14 protein-coding genes are annotated in these 16889 nt (G+C 43.4%); 7 read left to right on the top strand and 7 right to left on the bottom strand.

Annotated elements, in window-relative coordinates; translation table 11 throughout:
- Nucleotides 1-367: 367 nt before the first annotated feature.
- The 3 genes from ACS8FA_RS20545 to ispF form a co-directional block, all read right to left on the bottom strand.
- Nucleotides 368-904 carry a hypothetical protein gene (locus ACS8FA_RS20545; protein WP_439267130.1) on the bottom strand — a complete coding sequence of 179 codons (537 nt, stop codon included), beginning with the start codon at nucleotides 902-904 and terminating at the stop codon, nucleotides 368-370.
- Nucleotides 905-1170: 266 nt separating this feature from the next.
- Nucleotides 1171-1521: a Grx4 family monothiol glutaredoxin gene (gene grxD / locus ACS8FA_RS20540; protein ID WP_057759647.1), complete on the bottom strand. Its 351-nt coding sequence runs from the start codon at nucleotides 1519-1521 to the stop codon at nucleotides 1171-1173.
- A 117-nt stretch (nucleotides 1522-1638) separates the two neighbouring features.
- Complete coding sequence (gene ispF, locus ACS8FA_RS20535; protein WP_404692293.1) at nucleotides 1639-2142, bottom strand: 2-C-methyl-D-erythritol 2,4-cyclodiphosphate synthase; 504 nt, start codon at nucleotides 2140-2142, stop codon at nucleotides 1639-1641.
- Nucleotides 2143-2516: 374 nt separating this feature from the next.
- Here ispF and mnmA point away from each other — a divergent pair, with 374 nt between their 5' ends.
- Nucleotides 2517-3629, top strand: a complete 1113-nt coding sequence (gene mnmA / locus ACS8FA_RS20530; RefSeq protein WP_439267140.1) for a tRNA 2-thiouridine(34) synthase MnmA — start codon at nucleotides 2517-2519, stop codon at nucleotides 3627-3629.
- Nucleotides 3630-3841: 212 nt separating this feature from the next.
- Entirely contained in the window at nucleotides 3842-5233 is a 1392-nt protein-coding gene (gene purB / locus ACS8FA_RS20525; protein WP_439267133.1) for an adenylosuccinate lyase, read from the top strand.
- Between the two features lie 180 nt (nucleotides 5234-5413).
- Here purB and ACS8FA_RS20520 read toward each other — a convergent pair whose 3' ends face one another.
- Nucleotides 5414-5599 (bottom strand): NF038104 family lipoprotein, encoded by a 186-nt coding sequence (locus ACS8FA_RS20520; protein ID WP_057759633.1) that lies wholly within the window; start codon nucleotides 5597-5599, stop codon nucleotides 5414-5416.
- 190 nt (nucleotides 5600-5789) lie between these two features.
- On the opposite strand from ACS8FA_RS20520, the gene ACS8FA_RS20515 reads away from it, so the two are divergent.
- Complete coding sequence (locus ACS8FA_RS20515; RefSeq protein ID WP_439267134.1) at nucleotides 5790-6962, top strand: JmjC domain-containing protein; 1173 nt, start codon at nucleotides 5790-5792, stop codon at nucleotides 6960-6962.
- Nucleotides 6963-7014: 52 nt separating this feature from the next.
- On the top strand, nucleotides 7015-7671 hold the full coding sequence (locus tag ACS8FA_RS20510) for an IS1595 family transposase (RefSeq protein WP_045455674.1): 657 nt from the start codon (nucleotides 7015-7017) through the stop codon (nucleotides 7669-7671).
- A 206-nt stretch (nucleotides 7672-7877) separates the two neighbouring features.
- Here the strand turns inward: ACS8FA_RS20510 and ACS8FA_RS20505 are convergent, their stop codons facing one another.
- From ACS8FA_RS20505 to ACS8FA_RS20495, 3 genes are all read right to left on the bottom strand, one after another.
- A complete protein-coding gene (locus tag ACS8FA_RS20505) occupies nucleotides 7878-8570 on the bottom strand; it encodes a 1-pyrroline-5-carboxylate dehydrogenase (RefSeq protein WP_101204808.1) in 693 nt (230 codons plus the stop codon).
- An 11-nt stretch (nucleotides 8571-8581) separates the two neighbouring features.
- A complete protein-coding gene (putA, locus tag ACS8FA_RS20500; protein ID WP_439267344.1) occupies nucleotides 8582-11845 on the bottom strand; it encodes a bifunctional proline dehydrogenase/L-glutamate gamma-semialdehyde dehydrogenase PutA in 3264 nt (1087 codons plus the stop codon).
- Nucleotides 11846-12583: 738 nt separating this feature from the next.
- Nucleotides 12584-13879, bottom strand: a complete 1296-nt coding sequence (locus tag ACS8FA_RS20495; protein ID WP_101204806.1) for an NCS2 family permease — start codon at nucleotides 13877-13879, stop codon at nucleotides 12584-12586.
- A 621-nt stretch (nucleotides 13880-14500) separates the two neighbouring features.
- On the opposite strand from ACS8FA_RS20495, the gene tolQ reads away from it, so the two are divergent.
- The 3 genes from tolQ to ACS8FA_RS20480 all read left to right on the top strand — a co-directional run bounded on the left by tolQ (nucleotide 14501) and on the right by ACS8FA_RS20480 (nucleotide 16774).
- Nucleotides 14501-15223, top strand: coding sequence for a protein TolQ (tolQ, locus tag ACS8FA_RS20490; protein WP_102092824.1), 723 nt, complete (start codon nucleotides 14501-14503; stop codon nucleotides 15221-15223).
- Nucleotides 15220-15678 carry a protein TolR gene (tolR, locus tag ACS8FA_RS20485; protein WP_101204804.1) on the top strand — a complete coding sequence of 153 codons (459 nt, stop codon included), beginning with the start codon at nucleotides 15220-15222 and terminating at the stop codon, nucleotides 15676-15678. Before tolQ ends, tolR begins: the two co-directional genes overlap by 4 nt.
- Nucleotides 15679-15766: 88 nt before the next feature.
- Nucleotides 15767-16774: a cell envelope integrity TolA family protein gene (locus ACS8FA_RS20480; protein WP_439267346.1), complete on the top strand. Its 1008-nt coding sequence runs from the start codon at nucleotides 15767-15769 to the stop codon at nucleotides 16772-16774.
- Nucleotides 16775-16889 lie beyond the last annotated feature (115 nt).

Below are 16889 nucleotides of genomic sequence, written 5' to 3'. Positions count from 1 at the left end.
TATTTAACCATTTTTAGCCCATTCAGATGCTTTTGTTCAGATTAAGGACACGCCCTGAATAACCCATAATTATAACAATTTTTTGATACTTAAAAAACGTTAGAACAAAAACTATTAAATTTAAGCAAAAAGTTCTCTACTCTGGTTACTGTCTTGCTAGTTATTGCCTTACTAGGGCGTGTTTTCATTTCAAAAATGGTGGTAAAAATGAGATAAATTGCCGTCAAACAAGAAAAATAGCGCAGATAATATCGGGATATTAAGCAGCTATTTGACGATGTTTGGCAAGATTTAGCCATTTTTAGCCCATTTAGATGACTATCGGATGAATTGAAGACACGCCCTAGTTACTGTTTTGATCATCATTTTAGTTATTATTGCCAGGGCTAAGCGGTACGATCTGATCTGATTGACCACTAGACAGCATATGATGGCTACCATACCCTTCTGGATTAATCTGTAGATAGGCGTTCATTTGACCAATCGCCTCACCATCATCACTGGCCAAAATCTGCTCTTTGATAAGCTCAACCGGTGGTAATGGTAAGTTTTTGAGCAAGGCCAAGCGCTGATGGTTATCACCCTTGTTGACTACCAACTCGATAAGCTGACGAGCATCGATTGGCAAATCAGGTGTGTTTTGAGCCAACAACGCCAAATGATAAGCACCTGCAGGATCTTGGTCTACAACGATACGCTGCTCAATAGCCACATATGTCGCTTCAGTTGCACCACCTGCCACACTAAGCTGATGAATACACTTAAGTGCTGAGTATGATTCATTGTTGGCAATCTCAATAATGCGTGTCGATTCATTTTTCAAACGTTCACGGCGCTTTTCAATCGCCGCCTGCTCAGCCGCTTCTCTTTGCTCGTTTAACTGTTCGCTGGTTTGGTTATTCATAAAGCTCTCTTACTCATCTGATAATTATTATTTATATCGCTGACATCCTGGAAACTATATGGGGGTAAATCCTATAAAAACAACGAAACCTAATGACATAGGCGCGTGGAAATAATAATAGGAACAAGAATAGATACGCTACCAACAACACTAATAGCGACAATAAAAAAACCCAAATAGCCATTAATGACTATCTGGGTTTGCTGTGCTTGTATCTTGCAAAGGCTAATTGGACATTAAAGACATCCAATTCACACTTTCAAGTATTAAGCAGCAGGACTGTTTGCTTCAACCAATGGCTTTAGCTCGCCTGATTGATACATTTGCAAGATGATGTCTGATCCGCCCATCAACTCGCCATCAATCCATAATTGTGGGAACGTTGGCCAGTTCGCAATTTTTGGCAACGTTGCACGGATTTCTGGGTTTTCTAAAATGTTTACAAACGCAAATGGACGACCAATCTGAGTCAACACTTCGATAGAGCGCGCTGAAAAACCACACTGCGGAAATTGCGGTGTGCCTTTCATGTAGATAATGACTTTATTGTCACGGATTTGATCGCGAATCAATTGTTCAACGTCGTTTGCAGCAGTGTTTGGGGTTTGCTCACTCATAAAAGCTCCTATTGATAAAGCGGTTCATTAAAATGATCATTTATATAAAAATAATTGTGTAAAGACGTGGCTGATACATGGGGCGACTGCCGCTGTATTACAAGCACGAATTTCGATCTATATAGGTTCAACAGTATTAGGGACTAATAATACCACGGCATTGGCCATGATGCCCTCTTGACGACCCGTAAATCCCAATTTTTCAGTCGTGGTGGCTTTCACGCTGATATTGCTAATATCCGTTTGCAAGTCGCTCGCGATATTAGCGCGCATCGCTTTGTTGTGCGGTGCCAGCTTTGGACGTTCACACATCACCGTAATATCAGCATTGCCTAGACTATAACCAGCCTCTTGCACTTTACTATAAACATAACGCAGCAAAATCCTTGAATCCAATCCAGCATGTGCCGCATCGGTATCAGGAAAATGCTGCCCAATATCGCCAAGTGCAAGTGCGCCCAGCAGCGCATCAGCCAATGCATGCAAGACCACATCCCCATCAGAGTGTGCGAGCAAACTATGAGAATGCTCAATCGGCACGCCCGCTAGAATGACATATTGTTGCTGCTGACCATTATTATGAAAAGCATGAACATCGATACCTTGACCAATTTTTATCATTATTATTCCAAGATGCATTAAACGTGATTAAAATAATTCAAAACCACTATCTGAATTTTCAAAGTGGTTTTACTAGTAGCCAGATACCATCGGTCGCCACCAGTTTCAATTAACTGGTATAATATGATGTTTATTTTATCATAATACCAGATCCAAAAGACAAGCTGACGTTGTTGTGCTGAGACTACGTATTGTAGTGATTACATAATACTTGGCGTCGGCATGTACTTTGGATAACGTATAAATAGTTGAGCCGTTTTATGTCAGCCATACAAAATACCTCAAGCACAACCGTTTCTGAGTCTTTTAATGCTCATCGCCCTTTAACACTTGCTGATGTCGAAAATCCTAGCACCAAGCATGTGATCGTCGGTATGTCAGGTGGGGTTGATTCTTCTGTATCAGCCGTATTACTTCAGCAGGCAGGCTTCAAGGTTGAAGGCCTGTTTATGAAGAACTGGGAAGAAGATGACGGCACCGAATACTGTACAGCGATGGATGACCTCGCAGACGCGCAAGCCGTATGTGACAAAATTGGCATGAAGCTGCACACGGCCAACTTTGCTATGGAATATTGGGATCGCGTATTCGAGCACTTTTTGGCAGAATATAAAGCAGGACGCACCCCAAACCCTGATATCTTGTGCAATAAAGAAATTAAGTTTAAGGCGTTTTTGGACTATGCGTTGACGCTTGGTGCAGATTATATCGCGACCGGTCACTATACGCGCCGCAGTGTGAACTATATCAATGCCGAAGGTGATGAGGTTGCACAGCTCTTACGCGGTCTTGATAATAATAAAGACCAAAGCTATTTCTTGCATGCGGTTGGCGGTGACAAAATCGCCAAAACGCTATTCCCAGTTGGTGAGCTTGAAAAGCCAGTGGTACGTCAGATTGCTGAAAAGCATGACCTAGCGACGGCTAAAAAGAAAGACTCTACGGGCATTTGCTTTATTGGTGAACGCCGTTTTAAAGACTTCTTACAGCAATATTTGCCTGCCCAAAAAGGCGAGATACTTACTGATGATAATAAAGTCATCGGTACTCATGATGGCCTCATGTATTACACATTGGGTCAACGCGGCGGCATCGGCATTGGCGGCGTTAAAGACCGTGTAGAGGCACCGTGGTTTGTATTGGCAAAAGACTTAGAGAAAAATCGTTTAATCGTTGGTCAAGGGCATGAACATCCCATGCTAATGAGCAACGAGCTAAAAGCCTATAAGCTCGATTGGATCGATGGTTTACCGCCTGCAGATGTGTTTAGCGACGAAGGTCTAGCTTGTATGGAAAAGTCTCGCTATCGCCAGCCAGATCAAGCGTGTCGCGTATTTGCGATCAATGCTGATGGCAGCGAAGTGCGCGTCGTATTTGATGAGCCACAGCGTGCCGTCACCCCTGGTCAATCAGCGGTATTTTATATCGATGAAGTATGTCTAGGCGGCGGCGTGATTGAATCTATCGATGCACCTTGCGGATTTTAATTGATTCCTAAGACCCAACTTAAAGCATAGATGTTGATGGAGTAAATAGATTGATTTTAACGAGGGTCAACATCGCTTTATTTGCATAGACCGCTTTTTTAATATCATATTTCTGCTATATTACGCGCAACGATTTCGACGTCGTTTATTATATGGTAATTTTTTATCTAGACTCTTGCAGTTTTTTATTTCATAACTACTGAGGCATAATCATGACCCCACTTACCGCTCTCTCTCCAATTGATGGTCGTTACGCATCAAAGGCTGACAGCTTACGTCCTTATTTATCTGAATTTGGTCTAATCAAAGCTCGCGTTACGGTAGAGATTCGCTGGTTGCAGTCTTTAGCTGACAACAGCGCAATTGGTGAATTAGCAGCGTTTGATGACCAGACCAACGCTTTTTTGAATGCAATCGTTGATGATTTTAGCGAAGCAGATGCTCAAGCTATCAAAGACATCGAAGCGACGACCAATCATGATGTAAAAGCGGTTGAGTACTTTATCAAAGACAAGTTCCGTGGTCAGGATGCCTTGATTGATTCACTTGAGTTTATTCACTTTGCCTGTACCAGTGAAGATATCAATAACCTATCGTATGCATTGATGCTAAAAGATAGCCGCAAGCTTGTCGTTGCTAAAATGCAGCAAGTGACTGATAGCATCGTTGACTTATCTATTGCTCACGCTGATCAGCCAATGTTATCACGTACACATGGTCAGACAGCCAGTCCAACGACACTGGGTAAAGAGATGGCAAACGTAGCCTATCGCCTAGCCCGTCAAATCAAGCAAATCAATCAAGTAGAGCTGTTAGGTAAAATCAACGGTGCAGTCGGTAATTATAATGCACATTTTTCAGCGTATCCTGACGTCGACTGGCAGAGCCATGCTGAAGCGTTTATCAATCAGCGTCTAGAGTTAACGTTTAACCCTTATACGACTCAGATTGAGCCGCACGATTATATCGCTGAGTTGTTTGATGCTGTTAAACGCTTCAATACAATCTTGATCGACTTCAACCGTGATATTTGGCAATATATTAGCTTAGGCTATTTTAAACAGCGCCTTAAAGATGGTGAAGTTGGATCTTCTACCATGCCGCATAAAGTTAATCCAATTGACTTTGAAAACTCTGAAGGTAACTTAGGCGTTGCCAATGCGATGCTGGCACATTTGGGTGAGAAGCTACCAATTTCACGTATGCAGCGTGACCTATCGGACTCAACGGTGTTGCGTAATATCGGTGTTGGTCTAGCACAGAGCATGATTGCGTTTGATGCTTGTCTAAAAGGTGTTGGTAAACTTGAGCTAAATGCACAGCGTTTAAATGATGACTTGAATCAAGCACAAGAAGTTTTAGCAGAGCCGATTCAAACGGTCATGCGTCGCTACCGTGTTGAAAACCCGTATGAGAAACTAAAAGCCTTGACTCGTGGTAATGCCATGACTCGTGAAGCCATGCTAACGTTCGTCGAAAGCGATGAGCTATCGGCAGTTAGTGATGCGGATAAAGAACGCCTACGTGCATTGACGCCTGCTACTTATATCGGTAATGCCGCTGAGCAAGCACGCGCTATTAAAGAATGGATTGCCAAGCTTTAATAACTAATAAGAGCATACTGATAATAAGATCGGACTAGAAAGGTAGGAGCGCCTAGTATTATTTACTCGCTCCTATCTTGATAGCTATTGTCTAAATAAACAGTAACCTTACTTTGAATACTATGACTGGTTTTGATTCGATTGCTTTTGATTCAAAACCCATAGTCGATAAGTAAGGTTTTATTTTTTATCATCATCGTCATCACTGTCGCCCGGTATGATAGCTTTACCCACAGCAACGGTTCCTTTGACCACGCCTTTGGTAGTTTTATAAGCGATTTTTGCGGGTACTGTGACAATTTTATGGACACAGGCCTGTAGCAAAAATACGCTAGCGATGATGACAACAAAATGCAGCTTTTTCATAACGTTCCTACGATTGAGTGGGTGCTCTGCTGACAGCTATTATTTTGATAATCGTTATTGCTTATATGTACTATATAAACGTCACCAAAATAATAGACATCAAATAGATGACAATCTTAAACTATTAAAACCTTCCTATAAAGCATCCTTTATTATTAATCTTGTACACCGCCAAAATATGGATTTATCAATGACTTCTATTCCTCTTTGTTTACCCGACTCTATCACGCCTAAGCAATTCCTGACTGAATACTGGCAAAAGAAGCCACTGCTTATTAAGCAAGGGTTGCCGCAGCTAGTTGATATGTTTGAGCCAGATGACATGATTGGTCTTGCACTTGAAGAAGATGCTAGCGCAAGACTGCTGACTCAAGCAGCCAGTAAAAAAGAAGGTCAGGCACAGTGGCAACTTAAAAAAAGCCCACTGAATGAGACTGATTTTGAAAACCTACCAGAGCAATGGACCGTATTGGTACAGAATCTTGAGCAATGGTCGCCAGAGCTTGGTCAGTTGTGGCAAGCGTTTGACTTTATTCCGCAATGGCAGCGCGATGACATCATGGTCTCTTATGCGCCAGCAGGTGGTTCGGTCGGTAAGCATTATGACGACTACGATGTGTTTTTGGCACAAGGCTATGGCTCTAGACGTTGGCAGTTAGGCAAATTCTGTGATGACCAGACAGAATTTGTTGCTGATGAGCCGCTTCGTTTATTTGACGACATGGGCGAGCTTATTTTTGATGAGATACTAGAAGCGGGTGATGTGCTTTATGTACCGCCGAAATTATCACATTTCGGTGTAGCACAAAATGACTGTTTGACTTTCTCGTTTGGTTGCCGCCGTCCAAACCTGATGCAAATCATCGATAGTGTGGCCGATATTGCGACTAACGACAGCAAGCTATTTATCCCGATGCTACTACCGCAAGCGCTACAAGCGTCAGGTGAATTGCAAGCAGATAGTATTGCCGCTATCAAGGCGCAATTGCTAGAGATGCTACAATCTGATCGCGGTGATGATATGATTCGCCAAGCAGTTTCTGAAGTAGTTAGTAAACGCCAATATGATGCGCTGATGCCAGAAGAGACGTTAGATACCGATGAGCTAATACAGGCCCTATCAGAAGGGGCCACATTGCAGGCGGACTATAGCAACCGCCTACTCTATAGCCAGACCGATGATGGCACTGTACTGTATGCTAATGGTCAACGTATCGATGGGCTTGATAAATCGGCGATAGCAGTACTAGTACGCTTGGCCAATGGTGAAGCCTTACAACATAGCGACGTCACCGATGTTGATGCAGATGATTTGAGCGAATGGCTAGAGAACGGCTGGGTATGGGTTGATATTGCTGAATAACATTCTATAATCAAGGGGCTGTAGTAGATAAGCACTATGCTAGACTACTTTTATGAAGATAACCCGTTGTAAACTAAGTAAAAAAGCACAGCGAAGGCTGTTAGAGTTTTTTACGGCTGAAGTGACTGCTAGAACAGCCGCAGATTTGCTTGATATTCAGCCTAATACTGCTGCACTTTTTTATCATAAAATAAGACTTGTGATAGATTACCATCTCTCATTAGAAGCTGATGAGCTTTTTGATGGTGAGGTCGAATTAGATGAAAGTTACTTTGGCGGTGTACGCAAAGGCAAAAGAGGTCGCGGGGCAGCTGGTAAAACCGCTGTATTTGGTATTCTAAAACGAAACGGTAAGGTTTATACCATTGTCGTAGCAGACACCAAACAGACTACCCTAATGCCTGTTATTAAGCGTAAAATCAAGCCTGACAGCTTTGTTTATACGGATAGCTATCGAAGTTACAATGCACTGGATGTGAGCGAGTTTAAACATTTCAGAGTCAATCACTCTATAGAGTTCATTTGCGGTAAGAACAATCACATCAATGGCATTGAGAACTTCTGGAATCAGTCCAAACGAACACTCAGAAAGTATAATGGGATTAATAAGAAGAACTTCCATTTGTTTTTAAAAGAGTGCGAGTTTAGATTCAACTATGGCTCACCATCTAATCAGCTGAAAACCTTGAGAAAATGGTGTGATATTTAATCCTTATCTACTACAGCCCCATAATCAATCTTCAGCTAAATAACGCAAACAAAAAAAACCGCTAACTGATAATGACTCAGATAGCGGTTTTTTCTTATACATCTTATGCAATCACTAGTTTGGTAGTTATAGCGCTACCAAATACCGCTTAGCCTTTATGAAAGTTGATATAAAAGCGAAGCGGATTCGTAATTAATGCAGTGATTCTACTCTGTACCAAGCTCAAGCAAGCTCGCGTTACCACCGATTGCTGTGGTATTGATAGTCTTGACTCGCTCAGTGACAAAACGATGTAGGTAGTCAGGCGTTAGCATTTCTGACAAGCCTTCCATATCAGTGACACTAATAACCTGTGTCAAAATACCGTCAGTATTGGCAAGCTCTTGACTGATGGCTTGCACTTCGCTGCGGCTACCAGAGACAGCCACTTGTGCTAGACGATCGATATATAAAAGTGTCACAGTTTGCGAATCGTTAGCCACACTCAATACATCTTCGCTGATACCTGTGTCGTGCAGTATCTTAGCAGCTTCATTACACATCTCATCTTGGCTTGGGCAATGCAATATAACTTCATTACCTGTCAACAATGCCGCGATAAGCTGACCTAATACTGCCATGGCTCTAGCAGTTTCGCCGCCGATGACCATCGTCTTACCACGACCAGTCACATACAAGTCATTAGACTCGCCTGTTGCCCCTGTCATACGATGCATCTCATCCAAGCTAGGCGCAGCGCTCAACAAATGGTTGAATAAACGCTTTGCTTTATTGGCATCACCAGTGAGCAATGCCAGTTTTGGAATGGCTGCTTGTAGATACGTTGCGCGATTCACTGCGCCGAGTAATCGCCAAGATTCACAAACCTGGGCATGATTTTTTTTGAATTCAGTCGCCATGTTGCTACTCCTTATGCGAGTTCTGTTTGAGTGGTAGTTTGGGTTTCGGTCGCTGTCATATGAGCAGCTGACTGTTCAGCGTTGACTGATTCTGAGCTAAGTTGCATGAGACGCGCGACATAGTGCGGGCCACCAGCTTTAGGACCAGTACCAGATAGGCCACAACCACCAAATGGCTGTACGTTTACGACCGCGCCGATTTGGTTACGGTTGATGTAAGTGTTACCGACAAATGCGCGGCGCTCAATGTGCTCAACAGTATTTTCGATACGGCTATGGATACCTAACGTCAAACCAAAGCCTATATTGTTGATGGCATCAATCAGCTTATTCAAATCACGCGCTTGATAACGTAGTACGTGTAGGATTGGGCCAAAGTGCTCACCACCGATCACATCGATGCTCTTCACTTCGATTGCGGTTGGCAGTACAAAGGTAGACTTCTCTTGACTGACGACTGAGCTTGAGCTCATCGGCGTCTGTGCCAAAATAGTAGCAGTCGGCTCAGCACTCATACGTTCGATGTGCGCCTCTAAACCATGCTTAGCATCCGCATCAATCACTGGACCTACATCTGTCGCAGCATATAGAGGATTACCTACAGACAGCTCAGCCATATTGCCTTGCAACAGCTCGATTAAATCATCCGCCATCTCTTCTTGTACACACAATATGCGACAAGCTGAACAACGCTGACCTGCTGAACCAAATGCTGATAGTACCGCATCTCTAACGACTTGCTCTGGCAATGCTGTTGAGTCAACGATCATCGCATTTTGACCGCCAGTCTCAGCGATAAAGACAGGCAATTCGCCACTGGTTTGTGCATGGTCATTTAAGCTTTGGTTGATACGTTGGGCTGTTTGAGTCGAACCTGTAAATATCACACCTGCGATATTGTCAGCCGCCGTCAAAGCACCACCTACGTCGCCTGCACCAATGACCAATTGCAATGCTTCTGCAGGTATACCCGCTTGATACATCAACTGTGCACCAAAGTGAGCGACCAAACTGGTTTGTTCAGCAGGTTTCGCTACTACGGTGTTACCTGCAGCAAGTGCAGCTACAATCTGTCCCGTATAGATAGCCAATGGGAAGTTCCATGGACTGATACAGACAAAAGTACCGCGTGCTTTATACACTTGACGAGACTGCTTACCAGCCAAGTCTGTAAATTCATGCACGACATCATCTAGGCGCTCTGCTTCGTCAGCATAGAAACGACAGAAATCAACGGCTTCTTTGATTTCATCGATGCCATCTTGCATGGTTTTGCCCGCTTCAACTTGGCATAGTGCCATTAGCTCAGCGTAGTTTTCTTCGTATAGCTCAGCAATCTTACGTAATATCTCAGCACGCTTAGCAGCTGGTACATTTTTCCATACCTCTTGACCAGCAACAGCAACGTCAATCGCTTGGCGAGCCACTTCAGCGTTGGCATAAGTTACTTTACCAGCACTAACTTCGTGGTTCCAAGGCGCAAGTACAGTCTGCGTATCAAGCTGATTCGTTTGACCATCTACTTCGTAGGTATCAACAGCTTTACCATTGATGATAGAGGTTGCTGACCATGTCTTATGCAGATGGCTATCAATAGCTGATTTGAACGGCAGCCATTGTGACTCTACAAAGATATTAGGGCCAAAACTTGCACGGCGTTCACCGTAAATCTCTAACGGTAACGGGATGTCTGGATTGTGCAATGTTGCATTACCAAGTAGCTTGTCGTATGGATGCACCGTTAGCTTTTCAATTGGGTAAGATTTGTCTAGCAACTGATGAACAAACGAGCTGTTGGCACCGTTCTCAAGCAAGCGGCGTACCAAGTACGGTAGCAAGTCTTTATGTGCACCTACTGGCGCATAGATACGTACAGGAATCTCATAAGCTTGCAAAATATGATCGTAAAGTGCATCGCCCATGCCGTGCAGACGTTGGAATTCAAAGTCTCTATGTGCACTCATGGTCATGATTGAAGACAGTGTATGCGCATTATGCGTCGCAAACTGTGGCCAGATTAGCCCGCGCAGATGGTCTGACAATAAGAAGCGCGCACAAGCAAGGTATGCAGTATCCGTACCTTCTTTACGTGTCCAAACTGGATAGCCTGATAGACCTTTTTGCTGAGCAAGTTTGATCTCAGTATCCCAGTAAGCACCTTTTACTAGACGTACTGGAATACGATCACCGACTTCAGTAGACAAACGAGCAAGCCACGCTAATACAGCGATTGCGCGTTTAGAGTACCCTTGTACAACGATACCTAAACCATCCCAGTCCGCCGTTAAATTATCACGGTACAAAGACTCAAACAGTTTTAGAGAAATCTCGAGGCGATCTGCTTCTTCAGCATCAATACTGATATCGACATTGACTTCACGTGCCGCTTCAATCAATAGCAGGCAGCGCTGACGCAATAGCCCCATTACTTGCGCTTCTTGCGTCGCTTCATAGCGAGGATGCAGTGCTGATAATTTGATAGACACTGACGGCTTCGGCATGCCTTCTTTGACTTTTACGTTCGCCGTAGCTCTGATCGCATGTAGATAGTCGTTGAAGTATTTTTCCGCATCTTTATGCGTGATGGCCGCTTCACCTAACATATCAAATGAATAGGTATAGCCTCTATTACGATATGGTTGACTGTTTTTATTGGCGTCTTCGATGGTCTCGCCCAATACAAACTGATGGCCCATGATACGCATGGCTTTTTGCATCGCACTACGAATGACAGGCTCACCCATCTTCTTAGTCATGCGATCCAAGAAACCTGATGCAGTGGTGCTGCTGTCAATACTGACAACGCGACCAGTCATCATCATGCCCCAAGTAGAAGCATTGACCATAAAGCCATTGTCATTTTTAATGTGCTTTTTCCAGTCAGCCACACTCATTTTGTCATGAATCAATGCATCAGCCGTATAGTTGTCTGGCACACGAATCAAGGCTTCTGCCAAGCTCATTAGCAAAATACCTTCTTGGGTATCAAGGCTATACTCAAGCAATAATGAGTCAACCATCTTGACGGCTTTACCATCATTACGCACGTGTTCGACCAGTTTGCGCGTTTGCTCAGCAGCAGCATCGCGTTCTTCTATACTGGGTTTGGCAAGTGGCAATAACTCAGACAACCAACGTTCTTCATCGGCGCTATATAGCGGCGAAATACGCTTATTTAGCGCTTCTGCTGACTGGGCGAGATACTCAGGCGACAGCATATCAACAGGATTAAACAAGATCGGCTCTTGCGGGGTAAACTGGTCTACTGGGTTCATAATAACTCCATAACTATCGTTTAAAAACCATAATAAATGGTGCTTTAGGAAGTCTGATCGTCCTGTATAACTGCTCATAACCGCTATCAAAAAATAGTGGTTATTGACGGAGATTCACAGCAATAATCAAAAGACCAAACGGCGCCATCACAAAACTAAAAATCCAGCATAGGCTGGAGACGGTTAAGTAGGTCGTTCGACTGTTAAACGGGCTACGTTAACAATACAAAGGCAACAACGAAAAGCTAAGCGGCATTAGTGCCTTCTTCTTGTTAGTAGTGAAAGGAGTGTGATGACCAAATATCGCCTTATTGAACCGAAAAATCGCTCTAATAATTACAAATCTGTCATCTTTGATGATGCTAATTCACTGTAAGAAAAACCTCTACGGCGTTGATTGAGGTGATGCGCTTAACTCGGCTATAATATCACGAAAGTTTTTTTCAAACTAACGAAATTTATTGTTTTCATAAATTAATATATATCTAAATAACAATAACTTACAAGCACTTTATTGGCCATGACGCTTTGGTTACGTTTTTTTGTTTACTATTGCCCATAGTTTGGCATCACCCTACTTAATACTGGTATCAGAAATACTAAACATTAACCATAAGAATATCGGGATTAAATTAAGACGATAGTCTTATAATGCTGACAAAAAAAACCCTCCTTATCATCAGCTGATAAGGAGGGTTTCTTGTTTAAGACACTATTAATGTCTTACTACACTTTGCATTATAAGAAAATAATCTTGAACAACAATATAGCAGTTAAAATCCAGACAGCGATACTGATATCTGCAAACTTGCCTGCAATTGCTTTTACAGCCGTAAAGGTAATAAAACCAAGTGCGATGCCGTCAGCGATAGAGTATGTAAGCGGCGTGAATAGCAATACCACGACCACTGGTGCTGCTTCTGTTAAGTCGCTCCAGTTAATGTCCTTTAGGGTACCCATCATGAGCACGGCTACATAAAAGATAGCGCCAGCCGTTGCATAAGCTGGAATCATACCCGCTAGTGGCGAGAAGAAAATACTGAACAGGAATAACACACCTACCGTAACAGCCATTAAGCCTGTACGGCCACCTGAGGCAATACCAGAGATACTCTCAATATAACTGGTCGTCGATGAAGTACCCAGTAAAGAACCCGCTACTGTCGCTGTTGAATCAGCGAGTAGTGCTTTACCCATGTTCGGGATATTGCCATCTTTGTCCGTTAGCTTTGCTTGGCTAGTGGTAGCAATCAAAGTACCAGCAGTATCAAACAAATCGACAAATAAGAAAGCAAAGATAACACTGATCATGCCCACATCAAATGCACCAGCAATGTCTAACTGCATCAGCGTCGGTGCAATAGAAGGCGGTGAAGAGATGATACCTGTGAACTGCGTATAGCCCATTAATAAGCTAATCAGTGCAACCAATAAAATACCAATGGTTACCGCACCTGGGACTCTCTTGTAAGACAGGCCAATGATAACAACAAAACCTAATGAAGCCATGACAGGACCAAATGACGTCATGTCACCAAGGCCAACTAAGGTTGCATCATGATTGACGATGATACCTGCACTTTGCAATGCAATAAACGCCAAGAACGCACCAATACCAGCAACTACGCCGTTCTTGAGGGATGTTGGAATAGCATTAATAATTGCTTCACGAATCTTAAATAGACTCAATAGTACAAAGATACAACCAGACAAGAACACCGCACCTAGCGCTGTCTGCCATGCGTAGCCCATACCAAGCACCACACCATAGGTAAAGAAGGCATTAAGACCCATACCTGGTGCGAGCGCAACTGGTAGTCGGGCGTAGATACCCATAATGAAACAACCTACTGCTGCTGCTATACAGGTCGCTACAAATACGGCCCCTTTATCCATACCTGCATCGGCTAAGACGTTAGGGTTGACAAAGATAATATAAGCCATCGTCAAGAACGTGGTTATACCAGCGATGATTTCTGTTTTGATCGTGGTATTTTCACCATTAATCCCAAAATAGCGTTCAATTGCATTCATAAGTGTCGCCCCCGACTGGCTAATAAAAAGTCATCATTACCTAAAATTGAACATGACCTCAGCGAAAAAATAACGATGCCACAATAAGAATAATGTAGTAACAAAGCGTAACATATTAGACCAGTTATCTTACAAACTCAATCGTTGATAATGTCTATCTCGTACAAAATAGGATTTTGAGAGACTTCAAGACTATCGGTCAGAAAAGCCACATGAAAAGCTATATATAGTCATGCTGCTCGACGCTATTCGAAAAACTACTTTCTACTCGTCATTGAGGAAATATTCGGTTTGAGTCATAAGTTTTAGGTAATAAGTATTTGCTCGGTCATTATCCATGTTATCCAACTAACTATTGAATGAATCAGTAGTAGCCCAACTAAATAGTCGTTTAACACATTAATAATGACGTTTCTTTCATTTAGAAGTAAACTAACAGGCTATTATGTTGATGTCTCAGTGGTTGGACTTATGATCAGAGGATCTTTATCAAACAAGATTTTTGATATCAGTACTATCTTGAGAATTGAGCAAGAAAGCGTGAGTATTATTTTTAGGGTTCGTTTGGTTTGGATGTCTTTATTTAAACCAGCTGTTATCAATTATTCGTGAGTCCATTACATGCCTGAATCATTAAATATTGTCGATCTTATTACCCAAGCCAGTCTATTGGTGCAGATTGTGATGGCACTATTGTTATTAGCTTCTTTGCTCAGCTGGGTTATTATCTTTCGCATGAGTGCTCGACTTGGTACAGCCAAAAACTTTGATCAACAATTTGAGACTTGGTTTTGGTCAGGCGAAGACTTGGCCAAACTATATCAAGGCATTCAAGGCTCTCCTGATCGTCAGGGACTTGAGCAGATTTTTTATGTGGGCTTTTCAGAATACCTAAGAATGCATAAAAAGCGTCAACCTAAAGACGACATTATCGATGGTGTTGAACGCAAGCTACGCGTCGGCCTAGGTCGCCAGCAGCAATTGCTAGAGTCGGGACTGACGACGCTAGCCAGCATTGGCTCCGTTGCTCCGTACATCGGATTGTTCGGTACAGTGTGGGGCATTATGAATGCCTTTTTGGGACTGTCTCAAACTGAGCAAGCTACCCTCGCCTCTGTCGCGCCCGGTATCGCCGAAGCACTGATTGCCACAGCCATGGGTTTGTTTGCCGCTATCCCTGCGGTATTGGCATACAACCACTTCACAGCAAAATCGAGCCAGCTATATGACTCGCGTGCCTTATTTTGTGATGAGATGACGGGCATGCTGCAGCGTGAGACCAGCGTACAAGCACCTATTAGCAAAGAAACCCAAGTTAATGCAGGTCAGGTGACAGGGCTATGAAACCAAACCCCTACGGCCGTGAAAAAAAAGCTCTTAATGCAGAAATGAACGTCGTACCTTACATTGACGTCATGCTGGTGCTACTGGTGATCTTTATGGTGACAGCGCCGATGCTGATTACAGGCGTCGATGTTGATTTGCCAAAAGAACAAACCAATACCATGAGTCAAAGCCAATTACCTGTGATTGTCTCGTTGACTGACAAGGGTGATATTTTTATCAGTTATGAAAGCAATGTTGACGTGCCTGTAAGTGAGCCTGAGCTGATTAATACATTATCTAACCTACAGTCTCAGAGCGATAATAGTAATGCTGAGCCAGTACAGGTGATGATCAATGCCGATCAAAACAATCAGTATGGTGCCATCATGACGCTCATGGCAACTTTGCAGCAAGCAGGTATCGAAAAAGTTGGATTACTGACCGGTGCGCCTCTACCCACGCCTTCTTTATAGTGATAAATATCCTTTAGTAAACGTTTCATATCATGATAGCCAATCCTAGTAATCAATCTGACAAATCACGTTCATGAGTATCCTTACCATGCATAATGCTCCTGCCGTCTATGTACCTACCGAACCAGAAAGCAACGGCCTAACATTGCCTACGTTGCTAAGCTTACTGGCGCATGGCCTTGTCATTGGCATACTGGTTTATAACTATCAAACCACTGAAGTTGAGATTGCTGGTAGTATTGAGACGGTCATGGTATCCCCTGAGCAACTTGCTGAAATGCAAGGACAAATACTGGCCAACCGTGCAGCAGCTAGCGCAATGCAGATGGATAGTAGCACTAGCGACTCATCCAGTAGTGCCCAGCCAGAAATATCTGGTAGTAGCGTCAGTGCGCAAAATTCAAGTCAGTCAAGCTCTCAGCGCGTGCCTGTATTTACACGATCTGAGGAGCCAGCTGGTCAACCCATACTGATGAGCGAAGACCATCAACAACGTCTGCTTGAGCAAAATCAAGAGTATGAGCGCAAAATGGCTGAGTGGGCAGCACAACTAGACGAATCCGCCATGGAAGAGCTTGACCAAGTCGATCAAAGCAAACGCGACCAGCTCATAGAAGAACAAAAAAGACTGGGAGAGTTTCGTCAAAAGCAGAACAATCCACCAAAGATAAAACGTCCCACTGCTAGCGATCGCAATATTGAGATTGATACTGCCGGCTCTGGCAATGCAGGCCGAACCTTTAGTCTCTCAGATGGTCAATCAACCATCTCCGGCGACACCTCAACCTCTAGCACTTCTAAAGGTAGTAGTCGCTCTGCCTCAAGTGGTAGTCGCGGTGCCAGCAATAGTGAAATCATCAATCTAATCAAGCGCAACTATACGCCGCCTACCGCAGCGAAAGGCTCTACCCAGCGTGCCACCTTAACCATCACCGTTAATGCCAATGGTGACGTGGTCAATGTCACCGCATCTGGTCCTGATAGCGTCGTCAATGAAGCTGCCAGACAAGCGGTGCTCAATACTGGCAGTCTCCCAATTGATGCTGATGACCCTAAATACCCGACTTTTACCATACAGTTTAAAGGCAGCAATTAATCAGTTGCTAGGTTCTTATAATATTGGTAACGTGACGTTAAGCGGCTTGTCTCGCATAGGTTGCTGCCTTATCTAGATGCTTGTCTCATTAAATAAAAAATGAATATCATACTAA

The organism is Psychrobacter sp. 1Y1 (assembly GCF_051847395.2).
GTDB lineage: Bacteria > Pseudomonadota > Gammaproteobacteria > Pseudomonadales > Moraxellaceae > Psychrobacter.
Note: the sequence above shows the minus strand (reverse complement) of the source record. Positions and strands in the feature narration are given on the sequence as shown.

Coding starts and splice junctions, on each gene's coding strand:
- tolR (WP_101204804.1), top strand. CDS start 15,220: ATGAAACCAAACCCCTACGGCCGTGAAAAAAAAGCTCTTAATGCAGAA.
- mnmA (WP_439267140.1), top strand. CDS start 2,517: ATGTCAGGTGGGGTTGATTCTTCTGTATCAGCCGTATTACTTCAGCAG.
- tolQ (WP_102092824.1), top strand. CDS start 14,501: ATGCCTGAATCATTAAATATTGTCGATCTTATTACCCAAGCCAGTCTA.
- ACS8FA_RS20505 (WP_101204808.1), bottom strand. CDS start 8,570: ATGGCGACTGAATTCAAAAAAAATCATGCCCAGGTTTGTGAATCTTGG.
- ispF (WP_404692293.1), bottom strand. CDS start 2,142: ATGATAAAAATTGGTCAAGGTATCGATGTTCATGCTTTTCATAATAAT.
- grxD (WP_057759647.1), bottom strand. CDS start 1,521: ATGAGTGAGCAAACCCCAAACACTGCTGCAAACGACGTTGAACAATTG.
- putA (WP_439267344.1), bottom strand. CDS start 11,845: ATGAACCCAGTAGACCAGTTTACCCCGCAAGAGCCGATCTTGTTTAAT.
- ACS8FA_RS20495 (WP_101204806.1), bottom strand. CDS start 13,879: ATGAATGCAATTGAACGCTATTTTGGGATTAATGGTGAAAATACCACG.
- ACS8FA_RS20515 (WP_439267134.1), top strand. CDS start 5,790: ATGACTTCTATTCCTCTTTGTTTACCCGACTCTATCACGCCTAAGCAA.
- ACS8FA_RS20510 (WP_045455674.1), top strand. CDS start 7,015: ATGAAGATAACCCGTTGTAAACTAAGTAAAAAAGCACAGCGAAGGCTG.
- ACS8FA_RS20520 (WP_057759633.1), bottom strand. CDS start 5,599: ATGAAAAAGCTGCATTTTGTTGTCATCATCGCTAGCGTATTTTTGCTA.
- purB (WP_439267133.1), top strand. CDS start 3,842: ATGACCCCACTTACCGCTCTCTCTCCAATTGATGGTCGTTACGCATCA.
- ACS8FA_RS20480 (WP_439267346.1), top strand. CDS start 15,767: ATGCATAATGCTCCTGCCGTCTATGTACCTACCGAACCAGAAAGCAAC.
- ACS8FA_RS20545 (WP_439267130.1), bottom strand. CDS start 904: ATGAATAACCAAACCAGCGAACAGTTAAACGAGCAAAGAGAAGCGGCT.